At 73.0% G+C, this 22,364-nt stretch carries 22 protein-coding genes and 1 tRNA gene; 12 read left to right on the top strand and 11 right to left on the bottom strand.

Annotated elements, in window-relative coordinates; genetic code table 11:
• Window positions 1-85: 85 nt before the first annotated feature.
• Window positions 86-1,141, bottom strand: coding sequence for an LLM class F420-dependent oxidoreductase (locus ACFYP4_RS27825; RefSeq protein WP_358853485.1), 1,056 nt, complete (start codon window positions 1,139-1,141; stop codon window positions 86-88).
• Window positions 1,142-1,293: 152 nt separating this feature from the next.
• Here ACFYP4_RS27825 and ACFYP4_RS27830 point away from each other — a divergent pair, with 152 nt between their 5' ends.
• The gene (locus tag ACFYP4_RS27830) at window positions 1,294-2,277 is read left to right on the top strand and encodes an aldo/keto reductase (RefSeq protein ID WP_358853486.1); all 984 of its coding nucleotides are present in this window, start codon (window positions 1,294-1,296) and stop codon (window positions 2,275-2,277) included.
• Window positions 2,274-4,805, top strand: coding sequence for a helix-hairpin-helix domain-containing protein (locus tag ACFYP4_RS27835; protein ID WP_388789004.1), 2,532 nt, complete (start codon window positions 2,274-2,276; stop codon window positions 4,803-4,805). The genes ACFYP4_RS27830 and ACFYP4_RS27835 overlap by 4 nt, the downstream gene beginning before the upstream one ends.
• Window positions 4,806-4,945: 140 nt before the next feature.
• Here the strand turns inward: ACFYP4_RS27835 and ACFYP4_RS27840 are convergent, their stop codons facing one another.
• Window positions 4,946-5,656 (bottom strand): hypothetical protein, encoded by a 711-nt coding sequence (locus ACFYP4_RS27840; RefSeq protein WP_388789007.1) that lies wholly within the window; start codon window positions 5,654-5,656, stop codon window positions 4,946-4,948.
• Window positions 5,657-5,703: 47 nt separating this feature from the next.
• Here ACFYP4_RS27840 and ACFYP4_RS27845 point away from each other — a divergent pair, with 47 nt between their 5' ends.
• Entirely contained in the window at window positions 5,704-5,892 is a 189-nt protein-coding gene (locus ACFYP4_RS27845) for a DUF5703 family protein (protein WP_016641768.1), read from the top strand.
• A gap of 132 nt (window positions 5,893-6,024) precedes the next feature.
• Here the strand turns inward: ACFYP4_RS27845 and ACFYP4_RS27850 are convergent, their stop codons facing one another.
• The 3 genes from ACFYP4_RS27850 to ACFYP4_RS27860 form a co-directional block, all read right to left on the bottom strand.
• The gene (locus tag ACFYP4_RS27850) at window positions 6,025-6,807 is read right to left on the bottom strand and encodes a chaplin (protein ID WP_388789010.1); all 783 of its coding nucleotides are present in this window, start codon (window positions 6,805-6,807) and stop codon (window positions 6,025-6,027) included.
• Window positions 6,808-6,957: 150 nt separating this feature from the next.
• Window positions 6,958-7,191 carry a chaplin ChpH gene (gene chpH, locus ACFYP4_RS27855; RefSeq protein WP_358852473.1) on the bottom strand — a complete coding sequence of 78 codons (234 nt, stop codon included), beginning with the start codon at window positions 7,189-7,191 and terminating at the stop codon, window positions 6,958-6,960.
• Between the two features lie 191 nt (window positions 7,192-7,382).
• Window positions 7,383-8,708 carry a M20/M25/M40 family metallo-hydrolase gene (locus ACFYP4_RS27860; protein ID WP_388789013.1) on the bottom strand — a complete coding sequence of 442 codons (1,326 nt, stop codon included), beginning with the start codon at window positions 8,706-8,708 and terminating at the stop codon, window positions 7,383-7,385.
• A gap of 187 nt (window positions 8,709-8,895) precedes the next feature.
• Between ACFYP4_RS27860 and ACFYP4_RS27865 the strand changes: the two genes are divergently transcribed.
• A tRNA-Leu gene (locus ACFYP4_RS27865) sits at window positions 8,896-8,980 on the top strand.
• Between the two features lie 89 nt (window positions 8,981-9,069).
• Window positions 9,070-9,453, top strand: a complete 384-nt coding sequence (locus ACFYP4_RS27870) for a YchJ family protein (RefSeq protein ID WP_388789016.1) — start codon at window positions 9,070-9,072, stop codon at window positions 9,451-9,453.
• 34 nt (window positions 9,454-9,487) lie between these two features.
• On the opposite strand, the gene ACFYP4_RS27875 is transcribed toward ACFYP4_RS27870, so the two are convergent.
• Window positions 9,488-10,189: a FadR/GntR family transcriptional regulator gene (locus ACFYP4_RS27875; RefSeq protein ID WP_388789019.1), complete on the bottom strand. Its 702-nt coding sequence runs from the start codon at window positions 10,187-10,189 to the stop codon at window positions 9,488-9,490.
• Window positions 10,190-10,319: 130 nt separating this feature from the next.
• Here ACFYP4_RS27875 and ACFYP4_RS27880 point away from each other — a divergent pair, with 130 nt between their 5' ends.
• A complete protein-coding gene (locus ACFYP4_RS27880) occupies window positions 10,320-10,847 on the top strand; it encodes a gluconokinase (protein WP_358852480.1) in 528 nt (175 codons plus the stop codon).
• 66 nt (window positions 10,848-10,913) lie between these two features.
• The gene (locus tag ACFYP4_RS27885) at window positions 10,914-12,311 is read left to right on the top strand and encodes a gluconate:H+ symporter (protein WP_358852469.1); all 1,398 of its coding nucleotides are present in this window, start codon (window positions 10,914-10,916) and stop codon (window positions 12,309-12,311) included.
• A gap of 81 nt (window positions 12,312-12,392) precedes the next feature.
• Here ACFYP4_RS27885 and ACFYP4_RS27890 read toward each other — a convergent pair whose 3' ends face one another.
• The 5 genes from ACFYP4_RS27890 to ACFYP4_RS27910 all read right to left on the bottom strand — a co-directional run bounded on the left by ACFYP4_RS27890 (window position 12,393) and on the right by ACFYP4_RS27910 (window position 18,500).
• On the bottom strand, window positions 12,393-13,016 hold the full coding sequence (locus ACFYP4_RS27890) for a cytochrome b/b6 domain-containing protein (RefSeq protein WP_388789022.1): 624 nt from the start codon (window positions 13,014-13,016) through the stop codon (window positions 12,393-12,395).
• Entirely contained in the window at window positions 13,000-13,725 is a 726-nt protein-coding gene (locus tag ACFYP4_RS27895; RefSeq protein ID WP_388789025.1) for a molybdopterin-dependent oxidoreductase, read from the bottom strand. Before ACFYP4_RS27895 ends, ACFYP4_RS27890 begins: the two co-directional genes overlap by 17 nt.
• 85 nt (window positions 13,726-13,810) lie before the next feature.
• Entirely contained in the window at window positions 13,811-15,364 is a 1,554-nt protein-coding gene (locus tag ACFYP4_RS27900) for an APC family permease (RefSeq protein WP_358852466.1), read from the bottom strand.
• 31 nt (window positions 15,365-15,395) lie between these two features.
• Window positions 15,396-16,346 (bottom strand): hypothetical protein, encoded by a 951-nt coding sequence (locus ACFYP4_RS27905; RefSeq protein WP_358852465.1) that lies wholly within the window; start codon window positions 16,344-16,346, stop codon window positions 15,396-15,398.
• A gap of 498 nt (window positions 16,347-16,844) precedes the next feature.
• The gene (locus ACFYP4_RS27910) at window positions 16,845-18,500 is read right to left on the bottom strand and encodes an FAD-binding dehydrogenase (protein WP_358852464.1); all 1,656 of its coding nucleotides are present in this window, start codon (window positions 18,498-18,500) and stop codon (window positions 16,845-16,847) included.
• Window positions 18,501-18,758: 258 nt separating this feature from the next.
• Between ACFYP4_RS27910 and ACFYP4_RS27915 the strand changes: the two genes are divergently transcribed.
• From ACFYP4_RS27915 to ACFYP4_RS27935, 5 genes are all read left to right on the top strand, one after another.
• Entirely contained in the window at window positions 18,759-19,652 is an 894-nt protein-coding gene (locus ACFYP4_RS27915) for a DMT family transporter (RefSeq protein WP_358852463.1), read from the top strand.
• Window positions 19,653-19,791: 139 nt separating this feature from the next.
• Window positions 19,792-20,307: an NUDIX domain-containing protein gene (locus ACFYP4_RS27920; RefSeq protein WP_358852462.1), complete on the top strand. Its 516-nt coding sequence runs from the start codon at window positions 19,792-19,794 to the stop codon at window positions 20,305-20,307.
• Window positions 20,308-20,405: 98 nt separating this feature from the next.
• A complete protein-coding gene (locus tag ACFYP4_RS27925) occupies window positions 20,406-20,798 on the top strand; it encodes a DUF202 domain-containing protein (protein WP_358852461.1) in 393 nt (130 codons plus the stop codon).
• The gene (locus ACFYP4_RS27930) at window positions 20,795-21,118 is read left to right on the top strand and encodes a DUF202 domain-containing protein (RefSeq protein ID WP_388789031.1); all 324 of its coding nucleotides are present in this window, start codon (window positions 20,795-20,797) and stop codon (window positions 21,116-21,118) included. The genes ACFYP4_RS27925 and ACFYP4_RS27930 overlap by 4 nt, the downstream gene beginning before the upstream one ends.
• Before the next feature lie 217 nt (window positions 21,119-21,335).
• The gene (locus ACFYP4_RS27935; protein ID WP_388789034.1) at window positions 21,336-22,358 is read left to right on the top strand and encodes a phosphotransferase family protein; all 1,023 of its coding nucleotides are present in this window, start codon (window positions 21,336-21,338) and stop codon (window positions 22,356-22,358) included.
• Window positions 22,359-22,364 lie beyond the last annotated feature (6 nt).

A 22,364-nucleotide genomic window follows, 5' to 3' on the forward strand; every position in this document is an offset into this window, starting at 1 on the left:
CCGCAGACTCATCGCTCCGGCTCGCTCCGGCTCGCTCCGGCTCGCTCCGGCTCGCTCCGGCTCGCTCCGGCTCGCTCCGGTCGCGTCAGGCGAGTCCGGCGCGCTCCAGCGCCTCGGTGCCGGCCCGCAGCGAGGCGACGCGCTCCTCCAGAGTGAAGCCCGCGGGTGCGAGCGTGAGGGTGGTGACCCCGGCCGCCGCGTAGGCCTGCATCCGGTCCGCGATGCGGTCCACGGACCCGAGCAGGGTCGTCCGGTCGATCAGCTCGTGCGGTACGGCGGCGGCGGCGCCCTCCTTGTCGCCGGACAGGTACCTGTCCTGGATCTCGGCGGCCTCCTTCTCGTACCCCATGCGCCGGGCGAGCTGGTTGTAGAAGTTCTGCTTGCGGCTGCCCATGCCGCCGACGTACAGCGCGGTGTACGGGCGGAACATGTCGGCGAGGGCGGCCACGTTCTTGTCGTCGCCGAGCGCGAGCGGGAGCGTCGGGCAGACGTCGAAGCCCTCCATCGTCTTCCCGGCCTTCTCCCGGCCGGCCCGCAGGTGACTGATCGCGGTGTCCTCCAGGTGCTCGGCCGACGGGAAGATCAGCAGGGCGCCGTCGGCGATCTCACCGGTCTGTTCGAGGTTCTTCGGACCGATCGCGGCGATGTACAGCGGGATGTGCTCGCGCTCCGGGTGCACCGTCAGCTTGATCGGCTTGCCCGGACCGCCGGGCAGGGGCAGCGTCCAGTGCTCGCCCTCGAAGGAGAGGCGCTCGCGCGTCATCGCCCGGCGCACGATCTCCACGTACTCGCGGGTGCGCGCCAGCGGCTTGTCGAACTTGACGCCGTACCAGCCCTCGGAGACCTGTGGCCCGGAGACGCCGAGACCGAGGCGGAAGCGGCCGCCGGACAGCGAGTCCAGGGTGGCCGCCGTCATCGCCGTCATCGCGGGCTGGCGGGCGGGGATCTGGAAGATGGCCGAACCCACGTCGATGCGCTCGGTCCGGGCGGCGACCCAGCTGAGCACCGTGGCCGCGTCGGAGCCGTAGGCCTCGGCGGCCCAGCAGACGGCGTATCCCAGTCGGTCGGCCTCCTGGGCGACGGCGAGATTGTCCGCGTCCATTCCGGCGCCCCAGTAGCCGAGGTTGATCCCGAGCTGCATGACCGTTTCCCCTTACCGATCAGTAACGTCCCTTGTGCCGGAGACACTAGCGCTCTGGCGGGCACAACGGCAGGGACAGGCGCGCTCCCCCGTGATCCCGGTTGTCCACAGGGCCACCACACACCGAGTTCCGGCCAGTAATCTCGGCGTCCATGGAGCAGAGGCATCTCGGCCGGACCGGCCTTCGCGTGTCCCGGATCGGGCTCGGCACCCTCACCTGGGGCCGGGACACCGACGAGCATGACGCCGCGGAGCTGTTGAAGGCGTTCTGGGAAGCGGGCGGGACCCTCGTCGACACGGCCGACGTGTACGGGGACGGGGAGTCCGAGTACCTGCTCGGACGCCTCATGGACGGCCTGGTGCCGCGCCGGGACCTGGTCGTCTCGACGAAGGCGGGGAGCGTGCCGGACCCGGACCGGCGCTTCGACGCCTCGCGCGGGCATCTGCTCTCCGCGCTCGACGCCTCCCTCAAGCGGCTCGGCACGGAGTACGTGGACGTGTGGCACGTGCACGCCTACGACCCCGTGACCCCACTGGACGAGACTCTCCAGGCCCTGGACCTGGCGGTCAGCAGCGGTCGCGCCCGGTATGCCGGGGTGTCCGACTTCTGCGGCTGGCAGCTGGCCAAGGCGGCGACCTGGCAGCTCGCGGTGCCCGGGACCCGGACCCGGCTGGCCAGTACGCAGATGGAGTACTCGCTGCTGCAGCGAGGGGTGGAGCGCGAGGTGCTGCCCGCCGCCCTCGACCTGGGCGTGGGTCTGCTGCCCTCCTCACCCCTCGGGCGGGGCGTGCTCACGGGCAAGTACCGCAACGGGACACCGTCCGACTCCCGGGGCGGCACGGAGCACCTCGCGCCTTTCGTCGCGCCGTATCTGGACGACGCGGCCCGCCGCATCGTCGACGCGGTGGCGACCGCCGCCGACGGGCTCGCCGTGACCCCGCTCCAGGTGGCCCTCGCCTGGGTCCGCGACCGGCCGGGGGTGACCGCCCCGGTCATCGGCCCGCGCAACGCGCAGCAGCTCACGGCGGCGTTGTCAGTGGAGACCCTTAGTCTTCCTGACGAGATCTGCCGGGCGCTCGACGACGTGTCGGCGCCGGTGCACCACTATCCCGATCACGACTGGAGCACGCTGTGAGCACGGAGCCCGAGACCACGGAGGAAGCGGAGCCGGGGGCCCCGGGCGCGGGCACGGAGGACGGCGCCGCGGCCCCGGAGGGCGAGCCGACGGGTGCTTCCGGCGACGTGAGCGGGGGCGGCCGCGGGCCCGCGTCCCCGGCCGCCGGGGACGGCACCGGGGCGGCCGCGGGCGAGGCGCCGGGGGACGGCGAGGACACCGGAATCCCGTCCGCGCCGCCCGCGGACCGGGACGACGACGCCCCGGCGGCGACCGATGCCGGGGACACGGAGGACTCGTCCGACGCCCACGGCGACGGAGCCACGGAGGACCGGGCCGGGGACGCGTCCGCCGGAGCCTCCGGAGACCGGGCCGGGGACGCGTCCGCCGGAGCCTCCGGAGACCGGGCCGGGGACGCGTCCGACGGAGCCTCGGGAGACCGGGCCGGGGACGCCGGGGAGGCGTCCGACGGAGCTTCGGGCGACGAGGCCGGGGATGCCGGCGGAGCCGGGGGCGAGGACGGCGCCGGTGCCGCCGGGAAGCTGGCCGAGGCCGAGGCCGAGCTGGCGGCCCAGCGCGAGCTCCGGGAGCGGATCGAGCGGCGCAAGGCCGAGAAGCAGGGGCCGATCCCGGCCGGGACCAAGCTCAGCGGGACGGCCGCCGACCTGCTCGCGGCGATCCGTGCGGTGGAGAGCGGCGAGAAGCCCGTGGCCACGGCGTTCCGCGAGCCGGAGCCGACGCCTCGCAGGTCGGCGCCCGAGCCGGTGCGGCGTCCGCAGCCGCCGGCTCCCGGCGCCGGCACGCCCGCGGCCGAGACGGTCGATGCCGTGAAGGCCGTCCTGACCGAGGGCGGCGCCCCGGACGCGCTCGCACCGCAGGTCGCCGCCACCCTGGGGGAGAGCGCCGACGGGCAGCTGCGCGAGGACCCGTGGCAGCTGCTGCGGATCGCCGGTGTACGGCCCGAGCAGGCCGACGGCTTCGCGCGGGCGCTGCTCGGCGCGGAGTGCGGCCCGGACGACGAGCGGCGCGGCCGGGCGGTCACGGTGTGGCTGCTGGAGCAGGCCGCCCTCGCCGGGCACACCGCCCTGGAGGCCCCGGTGCTCACCGCCGCGCTGGCCCAGCGCGCGGTGCCCGACCCGGACGCCGCCGTGCAGAGCACCGTCGCCGAGGGAGAGGCCCTGGTCTTCCAGGACGCTCTCGACGCGGTGGCTCCCGCCCCCGAACCGGACGCGGACGCGGAGGAGGGCGAGGAGCGCCCGGTCCGCGTCCTCATCGGTCTGGAGCGGTACGCGCTCGCCGAGGAGAGCCTCGCCGACGGTCTCGCCCGTGTCGTCAACGCCCTGCCCAAGGACGCGTCCCCCGACTGGGAGCCGGCCGCCGAGGCCGCCTCACGCTCCACCGCCGAGCTGATCCGTGCCGTCGCGGGACACGGACTCGTCCTGCACACGGGCGGCGAGGCGTCCCGCGGGGAGCCGGCCGAGCTGCTCGCGGCGGCCCGGACGCTCGGGCTGCGCGCCTGCGCCGCCGCGCACACGACGGACGGCCGGGACCGCTTCGCCTCGTCCCTCACGGCGGTCCAGGGCGACCCGTCCGGGGTCGTCACCACCGTCGCAGGCCTGCTCTCGGGCGCGGAGGGGCCGGGACGGGACGCGGACGGTGCCCTGGCGCTCGACCTGCTGGTGCTCCTGGACGCTCCGCAGCTCGACGTCGAGACCGCGGCGGTGCTCTCCGAGTCGCTGCCCGACGGAGCCCGGCTGGTGCTGAGCGGGGACCCGGGTGTGCTGTGGTCGGCCGGACCCGGCCGCGTCTTCGCCGATCTGCTGGCCGCCCGGGTCTGTCCGCAGGTCGCCTCGCGGACACCGGATCCCGGTCCCCTCGGGGAGCTGGTCTCGGGCATCGGCATCGGGGAGCTGAACCAGGTCGAGGCGCCCGGCAAGGAAGTGGTGATCGTCCCGGTGCGGGACGCCGGGGAGGCGGTGCACCGGACCGTGCAGCTCGTCGCGGACTCGGTGCCGCGAGCCATCGGCATCCCGGCGGAGCAGACGCAGGTGATCACTCCGGGGCACGGCGGCGCCGCCGGCACCCGCGCGTTGAACACCGTGCTGAAGGAGCGCCTCAATCCGGGCCCCGGCCGCTTCGGCGGCTTCGACCCCGGTGACCGGGTCGTCCACTCCCCCGCCCCGGGCCGTACGGTGCCCGGGCACGTCGTAAGGGCCGACGCCGAGGGGCTGCACCTGGAGTGCGCCGGCACCCCCGTGGTCGTACCGAAGGAGCGGGTGGAGCAGTCCGTGCGGCATGCCTGGGCGCTGACCGCGCACCAGGCGGTGGGCCACCGCTGGCCGGCCGCGGTCGTGGTGCTGCCGGGTGACGCCGCGGCAACCCTCACCCGCCCCTGGGTGTACACGGCCTTCGGCCGGGCGGCCCGCCACCTCTCCGTCGTGCACGGGGTCGAGGGGGCACTGCCGCATGCGGTGGCGGAGGTCCCGCAGAAGCCGCGCACCACGCGCCTGCCGGCGCTGCTCAAGGCCCAGATGCCGACCGCCGGGTGACGGAGCACGGACAGCGAGGTGGCGGCCACCGGTGATCCGGTGACCGCCACCTCGTGCGTCCGGGCGGCCACCGGTGATCCGGTGACCGCCACCTCGTGCGTCCGGGGGTCCAGGTCCGTACGGCCCCCGTACGGGCTGCCTCAGCGATCCGCGTCGAGCGGCTCCAGGTCCTCGTCGTCGTCCAGGATCCCGTCCAGCCCGGGGCCGACGCCGCGGCGCGGATCGTCGTCGAGGTCGTCGTCGGTCTCGTCGTCGAAGACGGCGCTGACGTCGAAACGGCAGACGATCCGCTGGGTGTCGGCCTGCTCGAAGGGCGCCTCCAGCCACTCCCCCGCCTCGGCCGGCTCGTCCGCGGCGGTCACCCACAGCGTCGAGTCGCCCTCCTCCAGCCCGAACTCCTTGTGCCGGGATGCGATCTCGTCCGGCTCGAACTCGCCGAAGAGCAGACCGACCGCTCCGTGCACCGTGCCGGAGGCCGTGGTCTCCACGTCCGCGTCGTCGTCCACGGCCTCGATGCGCCGGGCCTGCGCCAGCAGTCGCTGCGGCTCCACCACCGAGTAGTCCCGGCGGATCAGCACACTGAGCGCGTTCGGCTCCTCGGGGCCCGTGTACGGCGGCAGCTCGTCGTCCGTACCGGGAATCTCGAAGGGAGTGACCTCGTCGTAGCGCTCGTACAGCAGTTCGTCGTACTCCTCGGCGGCCGCGGCCAGCTCGTTGAACGCCTCGTACACAGCCGGGTCGTCCTCACCCGTCCTGCGCTCGACCGCGGCCAGGTGGCGGTCGAGAGCGGTCTTGACCGCCTCGGCGGCGGCACGTACCTCGGCAGCGGTGGGCTGCGCAGCATCAGACATAGTGCAGACGCTATCCGTACACGGCCTCTGCCCGCACAATAGATGCGATGCCGGAATACGAATTTGTCGACGTGTACGTACCGCGCGGGGTCTCCCGCAAGGAAGCCACACGTCTGCTGACGGACCATGCGGAGTACGGACACTGGGAGTTGGACCGCCTGAGCCTGCATGCCGACGGCAGCCGCAGAGTGCGGTTGCGTCGGCGGATCATCCGCCAGGTACGCGCCACGTGGTGAGCGGGACCCGGCTGAAACGGAGCGGGTCCGCCCGTGCGGGCCCGCTCCGGTCCACCGCGTCGCCGTGACGTGATGCGGCCCGACGCCGGGGCGTCGGGGCGTCATGGGGCGTTCCGGCCCTTTCAGCAGGTCCTACGCCGCCGAGCGTGCCCTGCGGTAGAGGAGCGCGCCCCCGAGCAGCGCGCCCGCGCCCGCCGGAAGCAGCAGGCCCACCGGCAGGTCACTGCCGGTGTGGGCGAGCTGTCCCGCTCCCTGCCGCGCAGCGTCGGACCGGGCGCCGGCCGCGCTGATCCGCGAGGCACCGGTGCGGTCCTCACCGCCCGCCGGGGACGCCGCGCCCCGGTGGCCGCCCTGCCCCGACCCGCCCGGCTGGTCCGGGTGGCCCGGGTGGTTCGGGTGGCCTGGGTGGTTCGGGCCGCCCGACGGCGGGGTTCCGTGGCCGCCGGTGCCGGAGTGACCGCCGCCCGCGTTGCCGCACGTGTTGGCCGCCGCGGGGTTGCCGACGCCGGCCGCGTCCACGCTGTTGCCGCAGACGTTGACCGGTGCGTCGACCGGCACCTGGACGTGGTTGCCGGAACCGACGCCGGGCGAGCCACCGGTGTGTCCGCCCGCGTGCGCGCCGCCTCCCGGGTGCGAGCCGGTGCCGTGGCCTCCGGCGGAACCGCCCCGGCCGCCCTGCTGGACGCACGTGTTGCCCATCGCGGGGTTGAGCAGCCCGATGACGTCCACGGTGTTGCCGCAGACGTTGACCGGTGCGTGCACCGGCGCCTGGACCGTGTTGCCCGACAGCACGCCGGGCGAGTGCTCACCGGCGCCGTGCGCTCCCGAGTCGGCGTGCGCGTAGCCGCCCGCGGCGGCGAGCACGCCGGTCGCGGCCGCCATCGTCATCAGGCTCTTCCGGGTGACCTGTCGCATTGCTGATACCTGCCTTCGACCTTGCCTGGGACCTTGCGGTGCGTGTCCGCGCAGTGGACGCGGACACGGAAAGCCCGGTCGGCCCCGGGGCGCGTGGTACGCGCTCCGGGGCCGACGAGGACTCAGAGCCTCACGGGACGAGGCACAACGTCACTTGTTGACGCAGGCGTTGCCGAAGGCGGGGTTCAGCAGCCCGATCACGGAGACCGTGTTGCCGCAGACGTTCACGGGGATGTGAACGGGCACCTGGACCACGTTGCCGGACAGGACACCGGGGGAGTTCACGGCGGCACCCTGGGCACCCGAGTCGGCGGCGGCCAGGCCCGCACCGGCGAGAACGAGACCACTGGTGGCAACGGCGGCGGCGACGATCTTCTTGATCATTATTCCTCCTCGTAGACAAGTGCGACCCCAGCTTCGGGTCACACGAGCTGTAACGAGGAGGGAGTAATCGAGCTACGAGCTTATGGTCGCATTCACTCTTCTCAGTCGGCTCCGCACGCGCTGGCGATTATGGGAGTGTCGTTTTACCTGCGCACCGCACGACGCGCTCCGCGGCGCCCGCGGAGCGGCGTTCAGGACGCGTCGATGAAGCGGTCCAGCACGCGCACGCCGAACCGCAGGGCGTCCACCGGCACCCGCTCGTCGACCCCGTGGAACATGCCCGCGAAGTCCAGCTCCGGCGGCAGCTTCAGCGGCGCGAAGCCGAAGCAGCGGATCCCGAGGTCGGCGAAGGACTTGGCGTCGGTGCCCGCCGAGAGCATGTACGGGACGGCGCGCGCGATCGGGTCCTCGGCCGACAGCGCGATCTGCATGGCGTCGACCAGCGCGCCGTCGAAGGTCGTCTCCAGCGCCTTGTCCGCGTGCACGTCCTCACGCTTCACCCGCGGGCCGAGGATCCGGTCCAGGTCGGCGAGGAACTCGTCCTCGTAGCCCGGCAGATAGCGGCCGTCGACGTGCGCGGTGGCCTGCCCGGGGATCACGTTGACCTTGTAGCCGGCGCCCAGCTGGGTCGGGTTGGCCGTGTTCTGCAGGGAGGCGCCGATCAGCTTGGCGATACCGCCGAGCTTGGCGAGCGTCGCGTCCATGTTCTCGGGGTCGAGCTCGGTGCCGAGCGCGTCGCCGAGTTCGTCCAGGAAGTGCCGGAGCGTCTTGGTGACCCGGACGGGGAACTTGTGCCGGCCGAGCCGGCCGACCGCCTCGGACAGCTCGGTGATGGCGTTGTCCCGGTGGATCATCGAACCGTGGCCGGCGGTGCCGTCCACGGTCAGCTTCATCCAGTGCATGCCCTTCTGCGCCGTCTCGACGAGGTAGAGCCGCAGGTTCTCGTTGACCGTGAAGGAGAAGCCGCCGACCTCGCCGATGGCCTCGGTGACCCCCTCGAAGAGGCCCGGGTGCTTGTCGACCAGGTGCCGCGCGCCCCACGTGCCGCCCGCCTCCTCGTCCGCGAGGAAGGCGAGGACGATGTCGCGCGGGGGCTTGCGGCCGGTGCGCAGCCGGTCACGGACGACCGCGAGGGTCATCGCGTCCATGTCCTTCATGTCGACCGCGCCCCGGCCCCACACGCAGCCGTCCGCGATCTCGCCGGAGAACGGGTGGTGGGTCCAGTCCGCCGCGTTGGCCGGTACGACGTCGGTGTGGCCGTGGATGAGCAGCGCGGGCCGCGAGGGGTCCTCCCCCTCGATGCGGGCCACCGTGGAGGCGCGCCCCTGGTGCGACTCGAAGATCTGCGGTTCGAGCCCCACCTCGGCGAGCTTCTCGGCGATGTACTCGGCGGCCTTGCGCTCGCCCGGCCCCGAGTGGTCTCCGTAGTTGCTGGTGTCCATCCGGATCAGCTCGCGACAGAGGTCGACGACCTCGTCCTCGCCGGAGACACCCTTTGCCGTGTTCGACTCGCTCACGCTGCTTCCTCCCGCTGTCACTGCTGGTGGTCCCCCTCATCCTCTCTCCGGCACCCTGTCCGCCCCAAGGGCGGGCCGGGCCCGTCACACGTCGTTCACGCCCCGACGGGGTGTGATCGGGCGCCCGTGGAAGCCTGGTAATGTTTCCTCTGTCGCCGCGAGGGAAACCCCGCGTGACAGACACCTTGTCCGGGTGGCGGAATGGCAGACGCGCTAGCTTGAGGTGCTAGTGCCCTTTATCGGGCGTGGGGGTTCAAGTCCCCCCTCGGACACATCACAGAGCGAGGCCGTGACCGCGAGGTCACGGCCTCGCTCGTCGTGTGCCGGTCCCCGGCGCGAGGGGCGGGGGCGGCACGACACAATGGCGGGCATGATCACGCGTTCCTGCCCGTGCGGACTCCCCAAGCCCTACGCCGCGTGCTGTGGCCGCTTCCACCGCGGCGAGGCCGCCGCGCCCACGGCCGAGGCGCTCATGCGCTCGCGGTACAGCGCCTTCGTCAAGCGCGACGAGGGGTATCTGCTGCGGACCTGGCACCCCGGGACCCGCCCGCCGCGGGTGGAGTTCGAGCCGGGGATGCGCTGGACCGGGCTGGAGATCCTGGAGACCGGTGGGGGATCCGCGTTCCACTCCTCGGGGACCGTGACCTTCCGGGCGGCCTACGCCGGAGGTGTGCTGCACGAGCGCAGCCGGTTCGAGCGGGTCGAGGGGGCCTGGGTGTACGTCGACGGTGACTTCGTGGAGTGACCCGGGCGCAGGCGGCCCTCGGGGCGAAGGCCGTTCAGGGGGCCAGGATGTCCAGTTCCCGCAGGGCGCCGACGGTGATCTCGCGGGTGAGTTCCTCGGCGCGGGCCCCGTCGCCCGCGCGGACCGCCTCGGCGACCCGGACGTGCAGGGTGACGGCTGCCGGGGCGGGATCCTCGAACATGACCTCGTGGTGGGTGCGGCCCGCGAGGACCTCGGCGACGACGTCACCGAGCCGGGCGAACATCTCGTTCCCGGACGCGTCCAGGATCACGCGGTGGAAGGCGACGTCGTGGACGAGGTACTTCTCCAGCTGCCGGCCGCGTGACGTGGCGACCATGCCCAGCGCGCACTCGGTGAGTTCGGCGCACTGGGCGGGCGTGGCGTGCCGTGCGGCCAGGCCCGCGGCGACGGGTTCCACGGCGGAGCGCAGCACGGTGAGCGAGCGGAGCTGGTGGGGGCGGTCGGCGCCGGCCAGCCGCCACCGGATGACCTGCGGGTCGTAGACGTTCCACTCGGCCCTGGGGCGGACCGTGACGCCGACGCGGCGGCGGGACTCGACCAGGTACATGGATTCGAGGACCCGGACCGCTTCGCGCATCACCGAGCGCGACACCTCGAAGCGCTGGGCGAGTTCGTCCGTGCGCAAGACGCTGCCGGGCGGGTAGTCGCCCGCTGTGATGGCCGGCCCGAGGGTGTCCAGTACGTGTCCGTGCAGCCCCCGGCCCCGTGTGCTCATGGGGTCAGCGTACGAGGACTCCACCCCCGGGAAAAAGTCAGACTTATATGTCACAGACTCTTGAATTCGTCATACCTAATGGGTTTCAGTGTCGTCGACATCAGGTGTCGACGAGGACAGCGGGAGCATGATGCAGCAGACGCACACCCCCTACGTGGTCGTGGTCATGGGCGTATCGGGGACCGGCAAGACCACCATCGGCCCCCTGCTGGCCGACCGGCTCGGTGTCCCCTACGCCGAGGGCGACGACTTCCACCCGCCGGCCAACATCGCCAGGATGTCGGCGGGGACGCCGCTGACCGACGAGGACCGCGCGCCTTGGCTGGACGCGATCGGCGCCTGGGCGCACGACCGGGCCGGGCTCGGCGGCGTCGTCAGCTGCTCGGCGCTCAAGCGGAGTTACCGCGACCGGCTGCGGGCCGCCGCGCCCGAGGTCGTCTTCGTCCACCTCGCGGGCGACCGCGAGCTCATCGAGGACCGGATGTCGCAGCGGCAGGGGCATTTCATGCCGACCGCGCTGCTGGACTCCCAGTTCGCCACCCTCCAGCCGCTGGGAGCGGACGAGGCGGGTGTCGCGGTCGACGTGTCCGGCGGCCCCGGCGACATCACCGAACGGGCCGTGACCGCGCTGCGCGGTCTGTCCGAGCCCCCGCAGTAGGTCCCCCGAGGGCTCCGCCGGAGCCCGGGGTCTTTCCGACCATCCCGTACACGCAAGGGAAGCACCGTGACCAGACTCAGCGTCGAGATGCTGGCAGCGGACGCCGTCGAGCCGATCACCTCGGCAGGCCATGCCCGGCTGGGCATAGCCGTCCTGGCCGGCATCGCCGTCATCGTCCTGCTCATCACGAAGTTCAAGCTGCACGCCTTTCTCGCCCTGACCATCGGATCGCTCGCACTGGGCGCCTTCGCCGGGGCTCCGCTCGACAAGACGATCCTCAGCTTCACCGCGGGACTCGGCTCGACCGTCGCGGGCGTGGGCGTCCTCATCGCCCTCGGCGCGATCCTCGGCAAACTGCTCGCCGACTCCGGCGGCGCCGATCAGATCGTCGACACGATCCTCGCCAGGGCGGGCGGGCGTGCCATGCCGTGGGCGATGGTGCTGATCGCGTCCGTGATCGGACTGCCGCTGTTCTTCGAGGTCGGCATCGTCCTGCTGATCCCCGTGGTGCTGATGGTCGCCAAGCGGGGCAACTACTCGCTGATGCGCATCGGCATCCCGGCCCTCGCCGGACTGTCCGTGATGCACGGCCTGATTCCGCCGCACCCCGGCCCGCTGGTCGCCATCGACGCGGTCAAGGCCAACCTCGGCATCACCCTGGCGCTCGGCGTCCTGGTCGCCGTCCCGACGGTGATCATCGCGGGTCCCGTCTTCTCCAGGTACGCGGCCCGCTGGGTGGACGTCCCGGCGCCGGAGCGCATGATCCCCGCCCGCGCCTCCGAGGATCTCAAGAGGCGCCCCGGGTTCGGCGCCACGCTCTTCACCATGCTGCTGCCGGTCGTGCTGATGCTGGCCAAGGCGCTCGTGGACATCGTCGTGGACGACCCCGCGCACATGGTCCAGCGCGTCTTCGACGTCGTCGGCTCGCCGCTGATCGCGCTGCTCGCGGCCGTCATCGTGGGCATGTTCACGCTGGGCCGGGCGGCCGGGTTCACCCGGGAGCGGCTGTCGACGACCGTCGAGAAGTCCCTCGCCCCGATCGCCGGGATCCTGCTGATCGTCGGTGCGGGCGGCGGCTTCAAGCAGACGCTGATCGACTGCGGGGTGGGCCGGATGATTCTGGACATCTCCGAGGACTGGTCGATCCCCGCGCTGCTGCTGGCCTGGCTGATCGCGGTGGCGATCCGGCTGGCGACCGGCTCGGCGACCGTGGCGACGATCTCGGCGGCCGGTCTCGTCGCGCCCCTGGCCGCGGACATGTCGACCGCCCACACCTCGCTGCTGGTGCTGGCGATCGGTGCGGGCTCGCTCTTCTTCAGCCATGTCAACGACGCCGGGTTCTGGCTGGTCAAGGAGTACTTCGGCCTGAGCGTCGGACAGACGGTCAAGACCTGGTCGGTCATGGAGACCATCATCTCCGTGGTCGCCGGCGGGCTGGTCCTGCTGCTGTCCCTCGTGATCTAGCGGAACCGTGCGCCGGCCGGGACAGACACGGCCGGCGTACCGCGGACAGAATGGCCCGGGAGAGGGCACCCGCGTCCGGGACTACGGGCGCCAGAGCGAGTGCTCCCGCTCCGCCCACTCCCGGGACACCGAGCCCGTGCGCAGCCCCCGGCGGGCCTCCGGGTCCGCGAGGGCCATCCCGATGTGCCCGGCGAGGACGATGCCGGTCGTCAGGGCCAGCCAGTCGTGCACGAAGGTCGCCGAGGTGCGCCACAGCAGGGGGGTGAGGTGGGTGAACCACATCAGCAGCCCGGTGCCGAGCATCACCAGGCTCGCTCCGGCGATCCAGGCGGCGTAGGTCTTCTGTCCGGCGTTGAACTTGCCGGCGGGGCGTTCGGCGCGGCGGGTGCCGCGGCGCAGGGCCGCACGCAGCCACGTCCGGTCGTGCGGGCCCCAGCGGTTGAGGCGGCCGAGGTCCGCCCGGAAGGCGCGCGAGAGAAGGCCCGCCAGGACCGGGACGGGCAGCAGCAGGCCCGTCCACTCGTGCACCCGGACGACGAGTGCGCGCCGGCCGACGAGTTCGGCGAAGGCCGGCAGGTAGAGGCAGGCCGCCGTCGCGACGCACAGGCCCATCAGCGCGGCCGTCGCGCGGTGGACCCAGCGTTCGGCGGGCGTGAAGCGCCGTACGCGGGAGGCGAGGGCCGGGGCGTCAGCCGGTGGGCGCATCGTCACGTCCGTTCGAGCGGCCGACCCACGCGTCGACGTCGTAGCCCCGCTTCTCCCAGTACCCGGGCTCGACGTCCTCGGTGACGGTGATGCCGGAGAGCCACTTGGCGGACTTGTAGAAGTACATGGGCGCCACGTACAGGCGGACCGGGCCGCCGTGCGCGTGCGCGAGGTCCTTGTCCTGCATGCGCAGGGCCACCAGGACGTCCCGGCGGCGGGCCTGGTCGAGCGTGAGGCTCTCGCTGTAGGCGCCGTCGAAGCAGGTGAAGCGGACCGCGCCGGCCGACGCGTGCACGCCCGCGGCGTCCAGGAGCCGGGACAGGCGCACCCCCTCGAAGGGAGTGCCGGGCACCCGCCAGCCGGTGACGCACTGCACGTCGTGGACGAGCCGCGTCCGGGGCAGGGCCCGCAGGTCGGCGAGGGTGTAGGCGGTGGGGCGGTCGACGAGTCCGTCGACCATGAGGCGGTAGTCCGACGCGCTCTTGCGGGGGACCGAAGAGGTCACCGAGTAGTACCGGAAGCCGCCGCCGTTGGGCAGGAGCCCGGTGAGGCCGGTGGGGTCCTTGTCGGCGGCGCCGCCCAGGAAGCCTTCCAGGCCGCGCTGGAGCGTGGGCGCGGTCAGCACGCCCAGCGCGCCGAGGCCGAGGGTGCCGAGCAGGACCCGCCGGCCGACGGGTTTGCCCTGCTCATCGGGCCGTTCGGAGTTCACGTACTGATTCGACCACCCGCGACCCCCTTCGGGCCAGGGGCCGCGGGTGCCCGTCAGAATTCCGTAACCACTTCCCGGGCCGTGCTCAGGGCGCCGATCCCGCGGCCTTGTCCAGCTGGAACGCCTCGTTGCCCAGTCCGATCCTGGCGTGCGCCTCGGGCCTGCGGGAGCGCAGGACGAGCCCCTGGACCAAGCCGGCGACCAGAGCGGCCCCGATGGCGGCGGGCAGTGCCCAGTTCAGCGCGGAGTCCGGGCCCGTGCCGACGAGGACGTCGAAGTCCTTGATGGTGTAGCCCGCGATGACGAGCAGGGCGAGGCCGGCGAGCACCGAGGCGACCAGGCGCCAGGCCTGGGCGCGGGCGGCGCCGCGGCGGGCGAAGAAGACGACCACCGAGAAGGAGGCGGTGGCCATCAGGAGGATGACGCCGAGGGCCCCGACGTTGCCGCCCCAGGTGAACAGGTGCAGTACGGGCGCGGTCGGGTCGCCGGCCGGGCCGTCGTCCGCCACCGCGAAGGCGCCGATGATCAGCACCGACACGGTCGTCTGCAGCAGCGAGCCCGTGCCGGGGGCGCCACCGGCGACGGTAGTGCGTCCGAAGGCGGCCGGGAGCAGTCCCTCGCGGCCCATGGCGAAGGCGTACCGCGCGACGACGTTGTGGAAGCTGAGCATCGCCGCGAACATGCCGGTCACGAACAGGATGTGCATGACGTCGGTGAAGGTGTCGCCGAGCCGCGGTTCGGTGAGGAAGAACAGCAGCCCCGCGCTCTGCTTCTGGGCGGCGGGCACGATCGCGGCGGGTCCGGCGGCGACGGTGAGCGCCCAGGAACTGATCGCGAAGAAGACGGCGACGAAGGCGATCGCCAGGAACATCACCCGCGGTACGAGGATGTGCGGACGGCTGGTCTCCTCGGCGTACACCGGCGCCTGTTCGAAGCCGGTGAAGGCCGCGATGCAGAAGCACAGGGCGGTGCCGACGCCCGCGCCGGTGAGGGTGTCCGGGTTGAAGGCGTGCAGTGACAGGCCTTCCCGGGCCGGGTCGGCGACGGCCGCGATGTCGAAGATGACGACCAGGGCCACCTCGATGAGCAGCAGCACGCCGAGCACGCGCGCGTTCACGTCGATCTTCAGCCAGGCGAGCGCGCCGACCACGAGCACGGACAGCAGGGCCGGTACCCACCAGGCGATGTCGACGTCGAGGTAGGTGGCGCAGAGGTTGGAGACCTCGAAGCCGAAGATGCCGTAGATGCCGACCTGGAGCGCGCTGTAGGCGACGAGGGCGACCAGGGCCGCGCCGGCGCCCGCGGTGCCGCCGAGGCCGCGGGAGATGTACGCGTAGAAGGCGCCCGCGTTGTGGACGTGGCGGCTCATCTCGGCGTAGCCGAAGGAGAACAGGGCCAGCACCACGCCGAGGATGACGAAGAGCAGCGGCTGCCCGACGATCCCCATCACCCCGAATGTGGTGGGCATGACACCCGCGACGACCATGAGGGGGCCGGTCGCGGCCAGCACGGAGAGCAGGAGGCCGGCCGTGCCCAGCCGGTCGGCGCGCAGTGCGCGGTCCTGCCCCTTGAACGTGCTGATGCCGGTTCCGGCGGTGGGTCTGCTGCTCTCACTCGTGCTCGAACTGCCCGTCGTCATGGCGGGGTCGTCCTCTCAGGTGGTGTGCGGATCAGGGCGTGCCAAGCGCGCTGTCGCGGGCGGCACGGAAGGCTCTGTACGGATCGCGGTCGGGGTACGACCAGGGCGCCGGGGTGGCGTGCGGTCCGATGCGGTGGAAGAGGGCGGCGGCCTCGGCGCCCCGGCCCTCGCAGGACTTCGCGTGAGCGAGGAAGTTGAGGTCGATGTGGCGGCGCGGGTGGTCGTCGCGCTCCCACTCCAGCCACCAGTCGAAGGCCGCCTTCATCACCTGGCGGGCCCGGCGTCCCACCCAGTGCCCGGAGGCGGCCGGGTCGGCGGGTTCGAGGCCCGCCGCGGCCAGCACGCGGTAGCGCTCGGCGTGCGCGACCACCGGGAGGATGGCGAGCGGCGAGTCGGCGGGGGCCTGTTCGGCGGCCCAGTTGGCGAAGTCGTAGACCTCGTGCAGCGGGTCCTGGCCGGCGTCGGCGCGGCGCTCGGCGAGGCGCGCGACCATCAGGTGGTGCGCGTGGTGGTGGTCGGGGTAGCGGTGGCGGACCTCGTCGAAGAGGCGGACGACGTCCTCCTCGCTGCCGATCGAGCGCTCCAGCATCAGCATTCCGAGCCACGGGGTGGGGTCGGCGGGCGCGAGCGCGGCGGCGGCGCGGCATGCCTCGCGGGCGCCGTCCGGCCGCTCCTTGCCGTCCAGCGCGCGCTGGACCGTGGCGACCGCGAGGAACACGGAGGCGCAGGTCGACTCGGGTTCGGCGAGCAGCCAGTCGCGCGCCCAGACGAGGGCGGTGGGTTCCTGGGCGAGCACGGTGACACGGTGCCCCCGGCGGTCCCAGTCGTCCCCGGTCGCGCCGAGCAGTGCGCGGACGCCGGCCCACCGGCCCTGGGCCAACGCGGCGCGCGCGGTGACCAGTTCGACGTCGTCGAGTGCGGCGTCGAAGGCCTGGGGCGCGCGCTTGCGGCCGCGGCCGAGAGGGGGTGGGGGTGGGGGCACCGCGGGCGGTCCTTACGCGGGTGGTCCAGACAGAGCGGGGCCCGGCGGGGCCTGATCACGCAAAGCAAACCCTCAGCCAACGGTTGGCGTCAAGGGCGGCTTGATTTCCGACACGTGTCAACTGTGCACCACGGCAGCGGGGTTGGCCCCCGCCGCTCACCGGTTCCGGCCGGGAGGCCCTGCCGCGGGCCGAGTTGGTTCGCGTGGGGCGGGGGGCGGGGCAGGTGCGTTCCGTGGCCGACGGGCGAGGGTCGGGCCCGCTCCCGCGCAGCGGAGGCCGGACCCTCGCCGAGGGGCGGGACCCGGGCCGCCCCGGGCGGACCCGGTCCGCTCCCACCACAGGCGTGGACCCCGGGCCGCCCGCGCGCGGCGGAGGCCGGTGCGCCGTCGCCGGGCGGGAGGGTCTCACCCTCGGCCGGGTTCGGGCAGCCCCCTCCGGGACGGGTCCCGGAGGGGTACGGCCGGGACGGTCGCGTCCGGGACGGTGGCCCCCAGGGGTCAGCTCACGGACCTGGCCGCGGCTCGGCCCGCCGTGCGGCCGGAGAACAGGCAGCCGCCGAGGAAGGTGCCCTCCAGGGAGCGGTACCCGTGCACCCCGCCGCCGCCGAACCCGGCGGCCTCCCCCGCCGCGTACACCCCTGCCAGCGGGTCGCCGCCCTCCGTCAGCACGCGTGAGGAGAGGTCGGTCTCCAGGCCGCCGAGGGTCTTGCGGGTGAGGATGTTCAGGCGGACGGCGATCAGCGGCCCCGCCTTGGGGTCGAGGATGCGGTGCGGCGTCGCCGTCCTGATCAGCTTGTCCCCGAGGTACTTGCGGGCCCCGTGGATCGCGGTCACCTGGAGGTCCTTAGTGAACGGGTTGGCCATCTCCCGGTCCCGGGCGACGATCTCCCGGCGCAGCGCGGCCTCGTCGATGAGCGGCTCCTCGGTGAGCGCGTTCATACCCCGTACCAGCGCGCTCAGGTCCTTCTCCACGACGAAGTCGACGCCGTTGTCCATGAACGCCCTGACCGGTCCCGGCACCTCGGTGCGGGCCCGTTCCAGGACCCCGCGCACGGACTTGCCGGTGAGGTCGGGATTCTGCTCCGAGCCCGAGAGCGCGAACTCCTTGCCGATGATCTTCTGGTCGAGCACGAACCACGTGTAGTCGTACCCGGTCCGCATGATGTGTTCCAGCGTGCCGAGGGTGTCGAAGCCGGGGAAGAGCGGCACGGGGAGCCGGTTGCCGCGGGCGTCCAGCCAGAGCGAGGAGGGGCCGGGCAGGATGCGTATGCCGTGGTTCTCCCAGACGGGGTTCCAGTTCTGGATGCCCTCGGTGTAGTGCCACATGCGGTCGCGGTTGATGAGGTGCGCGCCCGCCTCCTCGGCGATCGCGAGCATCCTGCCGTCGACGTGCGCGGGCACCCCCGCGACCATCTTCTCCGGCGGGCTGCCCAGCCGCTCCGGCCAGTTCGCACGGACCAGGTCGTGGTTGCCCCCGATGCCGCCGGAGGTCACGATCACCGCCTGCGCCCTGAGTTCGAAGGCGCCGGTGACCGTGCGGCTGCTGGCCCGGCCGCGCTCGATACCGGTCGGCTCCAGGATCTCGCCGGTGACCGTGTCGACGGCGCCCGCGCTGCGCGCCAGACCGGTGACGCGGTGGCGGAACCTGAGCTGCACGAGGCCGCGGGCGACCCCGGCGCGGACCCGGCGCTCGAAGGGGGCGACCAGGCCGGGCCCGGTCCCCCAGGTGATGTGGAAGCGCGGCACGGAGTTGCCGTGCCCGTTGGCGTCATAGCCGCCGCGCTCGGCCCAGCCGACCACGGGGAAGAACCGGACACCCTGCCGGTGCAGCCAGGACCGCTTCTCGCCGGCCGCGAAGTCCACGTACGCCTCGGCCCAGCGGCGCGGCCAGTGGTCCTCGGGCCGGTCGAAGCCGGCCGTGCCCATCCAGTCCTGGAGCGCCAGCGCGTGACTGTCCTTGATCCGCATGCGACGCTGCTCGGGGGAGTTCACGAAGAACAGGCCGCCGAAGGACCAGTGCGCCTGGCCCCCGAGCGACTGCTCGGGCTCCTGGTCGAGGAGGATCACCCGGCGGCCGGCATCGACGAGCTCCGCGGTCGCCGCCAGCCCCGCGAGGCCGGCTCCGATCACGATCACGTCTGCGTCGTAGGCCATGTACGCGTCCTCTCGGCATTCCGACCGGTCGGGATCGCCGCCCCCACGGGACGGCGGCCCGCGGCCGGCAGGTGAGACAGTGGTAAGAGTCGACCAGCGGCGCCGGAGGCGTTGTTACTGGTCGGTCAGATCCTTCGGCAGATGGCTGACCGAGTCAACTGCCGGGCTCCGGGTTCTCCCGTGGGCGGGGCACAGCCCGGAGCGCTACAGTCGGCGGGATACGCACCGTGGCCCGTCCGAGTCATCGAGGTACGCAGCGTGTCGGTTCTGGTTCTGGTCCTCTCCGTGAGTGCGGCCTGTTGTCTGGGCTTCGGCTTCGTACTCCAGCAGAAGGCCGCCTCCCACGCCCCGCTGAGCGACTTCCTCTCCCCCCGGCTGCTGCTCGACCTCATCCGCGTCCCCACCTGGCTGGGCGGCATCGCGCTCATGGTGGCCGGCATGGCGCTCGGCGCGGTCGCCCTGAGCCGCGGCGAGCTGTCCCTGGTGGAGCCCCTCCTCGCCACGAACCTCCTGTTCGCGCTCGCCCTCTCGCGCCACCAGACCAAGCAGCCGCTCGGTCGGCAGGGCTGGGCGGGCCTCGTGCTGCTCGCGGGCGGGGTCACCGCGTTCATCGTGGCGGGTCAGCCGGAGGGCGGCGACGCGGTCACCGATCCGCTGCGGCACTGGCTGATCATCGGGATCATGGTCGGGATCGCGCTGCTGCTGACCGCGTACGCGAAACGGACCCGGCTCAGCTCGGCGCCGGTGCTGCTGGCCACGGCCGCGGGCCTGCTCTACGGCGTGCAGGACGCGCTGACCCGAATCTGCGGGGAGCGGTTCGCCGAGGGCGGATGGGCCGGACTGCTCACCGGATGGCAGCCGTACGGCGTGCTGGTGCTCGGCGTCACCGGGCTGGTGCTGGTGCAGAGCGCCTTCGAGACGGGCCCGCTGCGGATGTCGCTGCCGGCGCTGACCGCCGCCCAGCCGCTGGCCGGGATCGTCTGCGGCGTGGGTTTCCTCGGGGACCGGCTGCGTACGGACACGGGCGCGCTCGCCTGGCAGGCGGCCGGGCTCGCGGCCGTCGTGGCCGGAATCGTGCTGCTGGGCCTGCATCCGGCGATGCCCCAGGGGACCTCGGACGCCGAGCGGGCCCAGGACCTCCAGCCGCGCTGAGTGCCCGCGGCCCCCGGCACGAAGGCGGCCGGCACGAAGGCGGCCGGCACGAAGGCGGCCGGCACGAAGCGGCCGGCACGAAGGCGGCCGGCACGAAGGCGGCCGGCACGAAGCGGCCGGCACCTGCTTGGATGGGGCCATGAGCGCCGCCGACGAGATCCTCGACATCGTGGACGAGAACGACCGGGTGATCGGACGGTCGCCCCGCGGGGAGGCGTACGCGCGCGGCCTGCGCCACCGCTGCGCGTTCGTCCAGGTCCGTGACGCCGAGGGCCGGATCTTCGTCCACCGCCGCACTCCGACGAAGCTGGTCTTCCCCTCGCTGTACGACATGTTCGTGGGCGGCGTCGTCGGCGCCGGTGAGACGTACGACGACGCGGCGCTGCGCGAGGCCGAGGAGGAGCTCGGCGTCCAGGGGCTCCCCCGCCCGCGGCGGCTCTTCACCTTCCTGTACGACAACGGCAGCGGGCAGAGCTGGTGGTCGGCCGTGTACGAGGTGCGCTGCGAGGCGCCGGTGCGCCCGCAGGCCGAGGAGGTCGCCTGGCACGGCTTCCTCCCCGAGGACGAGGTGGAACGGCGCCTGACGGACTGGGAGTGGGTCCCCGACGGCCTGGCGGCGTACGAGCGTCTGAAGGCCCACCGCTCGCGGCACTGACCCGTTCCCGCGCGCCTGTGCCGGGCCCGGCTCCCCGGCCGGACGGGCCGCGAGCGCCCCGGTAGGGTCCCTGGCGTGATCGAAGTAGGGTCCCTGGCGTGATCGAATTCGTACGGAACGTCCGGCTGTGGTTCGCGCCCGGGGAGATCCGGGAGGAGGGCGGGACGCCCGACTACCGCTTCTCGCTGGCGAACGAGCGGACCTTCCTGGCGTGGCTGCGCACCGCCATGGCGCTCATCGGCGGCGGATTCGCCGTGGACCAGTTCCTGCCCGACCTGCGGTGGGGATGGCGGGTCGGACTGGCCCTCGCGCTGCTCGTGGCGGGCGTGCTGTGCTCCCTGCGGGCGGTCAACCACTGGGTGCGCTGCGAGCGGGCGATGCGGCGGGGCGAGGATCTGCCGGTGTCCCGCTTCCCCGCGCTGCTCGGGATCGCCGTCGCGGTCGTCGCCGTCGCGATGGTGCTGGTCGTCCTCGTCGGCTGGGAAGGGTGACCGCGCCCGCCCGGGACCGGGACCCGGGGCTCCAGCCGGAACGCACGCGGCTGGCCTGGCGGCGTACGACCCTGTCGAGCACCGTGGCCGCCGTGCTCGCCGTGAAGGCCGCCCTGCACGGCGGGCCGTCACCGCTCGGGGTGGTCTCCTGCGCGCTGTGCTGCGCGCTCTGGCTGGGTTTCCTGGTCGTCGCCCACCGCCGTATCCGCACCCTCGCCTCCGGCGCGGGCCGCACGACGGCGCTCGGGCCCCGGGACGCGACGGCGGCGACGCTGTGCACGGTGGCGATCGCGGCGTGCGCGGTGGCCCTGGTGTTCTGAGACCCGGCTGTGCTGAGACCCCGGCTGTTCCGAGACTCCGGTTGTACTGAGACTCCGGCTGTACTGAGACCCAGGCTGTCCGGGACCTCGGCACGGCGCCTGCCGGCCGCCAAAGGACCGGGGAGACGCCGATCACGTTCTGCGCGGGCACTGGACGACATACCGACCGGTCGGCATCATGTGTGTCGTCCTGTTTTCCGTGTGCGTAGGAGCAATGATGAGCCCAGACCACCCCCCGGGTCTCGATCTCGACCGGTTGCGCGACCTGCTCGACGGCGAGCGGCCCGGACTGGTGAACGGCACGCTGTCCGGACGGCTGATCGAGGGTGGACGCTCGAACCTCACGTACGCGGTCACGGACGGCGCCACGCAGTGGGTCGTACGCCGGCCGCCGCTGGGCCACGTCCTGGCCACCGCGCACGACATGAAGCGCGAGCACCGGGTGATCAGTGCCCTGCATCCCACGGCCGTACCCGTGCCGCGCCCGGTGCTGCTGTGCGAGGACGACTCCGTCCTCGGCGCGCCCTGCTACGTCATGGAGTTCGTCGAGGGCACCCCGTACCGCACCGCCGAGCAGCTCGCCCCGCTCGGCCCGGAGCGCACCCGCAGCGCGGTCCTCGGCCTGGTCGACACCCTGGTCGAGCTGCACGCCGTGGACCCCGCCGAGGTCGGCCTCGCGGACTTCGGCCGGCCCGAGGGTTTCCTGGACCGGCAGCTGCGCCGCTGGGGCAAGCAGCTGGACGCGTCCAGGAACCGCGAGCTGGCGGGGATCGACGAGCTGCACGCGGCCCTGGGACGGGAGCTGCCCACCTCCGGCGCCCCGGCCGTCGTGCACGGCGACTACCGGCTGGACAACGTGCTGATCGGCACGGACGACCGGATCAAGGCGATCCTGGACTGGGAGATGTCCACGCTCGGTGACCCCCTCACCGACCTGGGGCTGCTGGTGATGTACAGCGCGCCGCTGAACCTGCCCGACGCCCCCATCAGCACCACCGCGACGGCCGCCGGGCACCCGGACGCGGCCGAGATCGTCGAGCGGTACGCCGCGCGCTCGGGGCGCGACGTGTCCGCGGTCTCCTGGTACACGGCGTTCGCGTGGTTCAAGCTCGCCGTGATCCTGGAGGGCATCCACTACCGCTACACCCTCGGCCAGACGGTCGGCGCGGGCTTCGACCGCATCGGCGACCTGGTTCCCGTCTTCATCGAGCACGGCCTGACCACCCTTCAGGAAGGCTGACCCGTC

Source organism: Streptomyces sp. NPDC005551, from assembly GCF_042871785.1.
In the GTDB taxonomy this organism is placed as follows: Bacteria; Actinomycetota; Actinomycetes; order Streptomycetales; family Streptomycetaceae; genus Streptomyces.

Coding starts and splice junctions, on each gene's coding strand:
- ACFYP4_RS27890 (WP_388789022.1), bottom strand. CDS start 13,016: ATGCGCCCACCGGCTGACGCCCCGGCCCTCGCCTCCCGCGTACGGCGC.
- ACFYP4_RS27830 (WP_358853486.1), top strand. CDS start 1,294: ATGGAGCAGAGGCATCTCGGCCGGACCGGCCTTCGCGTGTCCCGGATC.
- ACFYP4_RS27845 (WP_016641768.1), top strand. CDS start 5,704: ATGCCGGAATACGAATTTGTCGACGTGTACGTACCGCGCGGGGTCTCC.
- ACFYP4_RS27920 (WP_358852462.1), top strand. CDS start 19,792: ATGAGCGCCGCCGACGAGATCCTCGACATCGTGGACGAGAACGACCGG.
- ACFYP4_RS27840 (WP_388789007.1), bottom strand. CDS start 5,656: ATGTCTGATGCTGCGCAGCCCACCGCTGCCGAGGTACGTGCCGCCGCC.
- ACFYP4_RS27875 (WP_388789019.1), bottom strand. CDS start 10,189: ATGAGCACACGGGGCCGGGGGCTGCACGGACACGTACTGGACACCCTC.
- ACFYP4_RS27935 (WP_388789034.1), top strand. CDS start 21,336: ATGAGCCCAGACCACCCCCCGGGTCTCGATCTCGACCGGTTGCGCGAC.
- ACFYP4_RS27880 (WP_358852480.1), top strand. CDS start 10,320: ATGCAGCAGACGCACACCCCCTACGTGGTCGTGGTCATGGGCGTATCG.
- ACFYP4_RS27900 (WP_358852466.1), bottom strand. CDS start 15,364: ATGACGACGGGCAGTTCGAGCACGAGTGAGAGCAGCAGACCCACCGCC.
- ACFYP4_RS27825 (WP_358853485.1), bottom strand. CDS start 1,141: ATGCAGCTCGGGATCAACCTCGGCTACTGGGGCGCCGGAATGGACGCG.
- chpH (WP_358852473.1), bottom strand. CDS start 7,191: ATGATCAAGAAGATCGTCGCCGCCGCCGTTGCCACCAGTGGTCTCGTT.
- ACFYP4_RS27850 (WP_388789010.1), bottom strand. CDS start 6,807: ATGCGACAGGTCACCCGGAAGAGCCTGATGACGATGGCGGCCGCGACC.
- ACFYP4_RS27870 (WP_388789016.1), top strand. CDS start 9,070: ATGGCGGGCATGATCACGCGTTCCTGCCCGTGCGGACTCCCCAAGCCC.
- ACFYP4_RS27910 (WP_358852464.1), bottom strand. CDS start 18,500: ATGGCCTACGACGCAGACGTGATCGTGATCGGAGCCGGCCTCGCGGGG.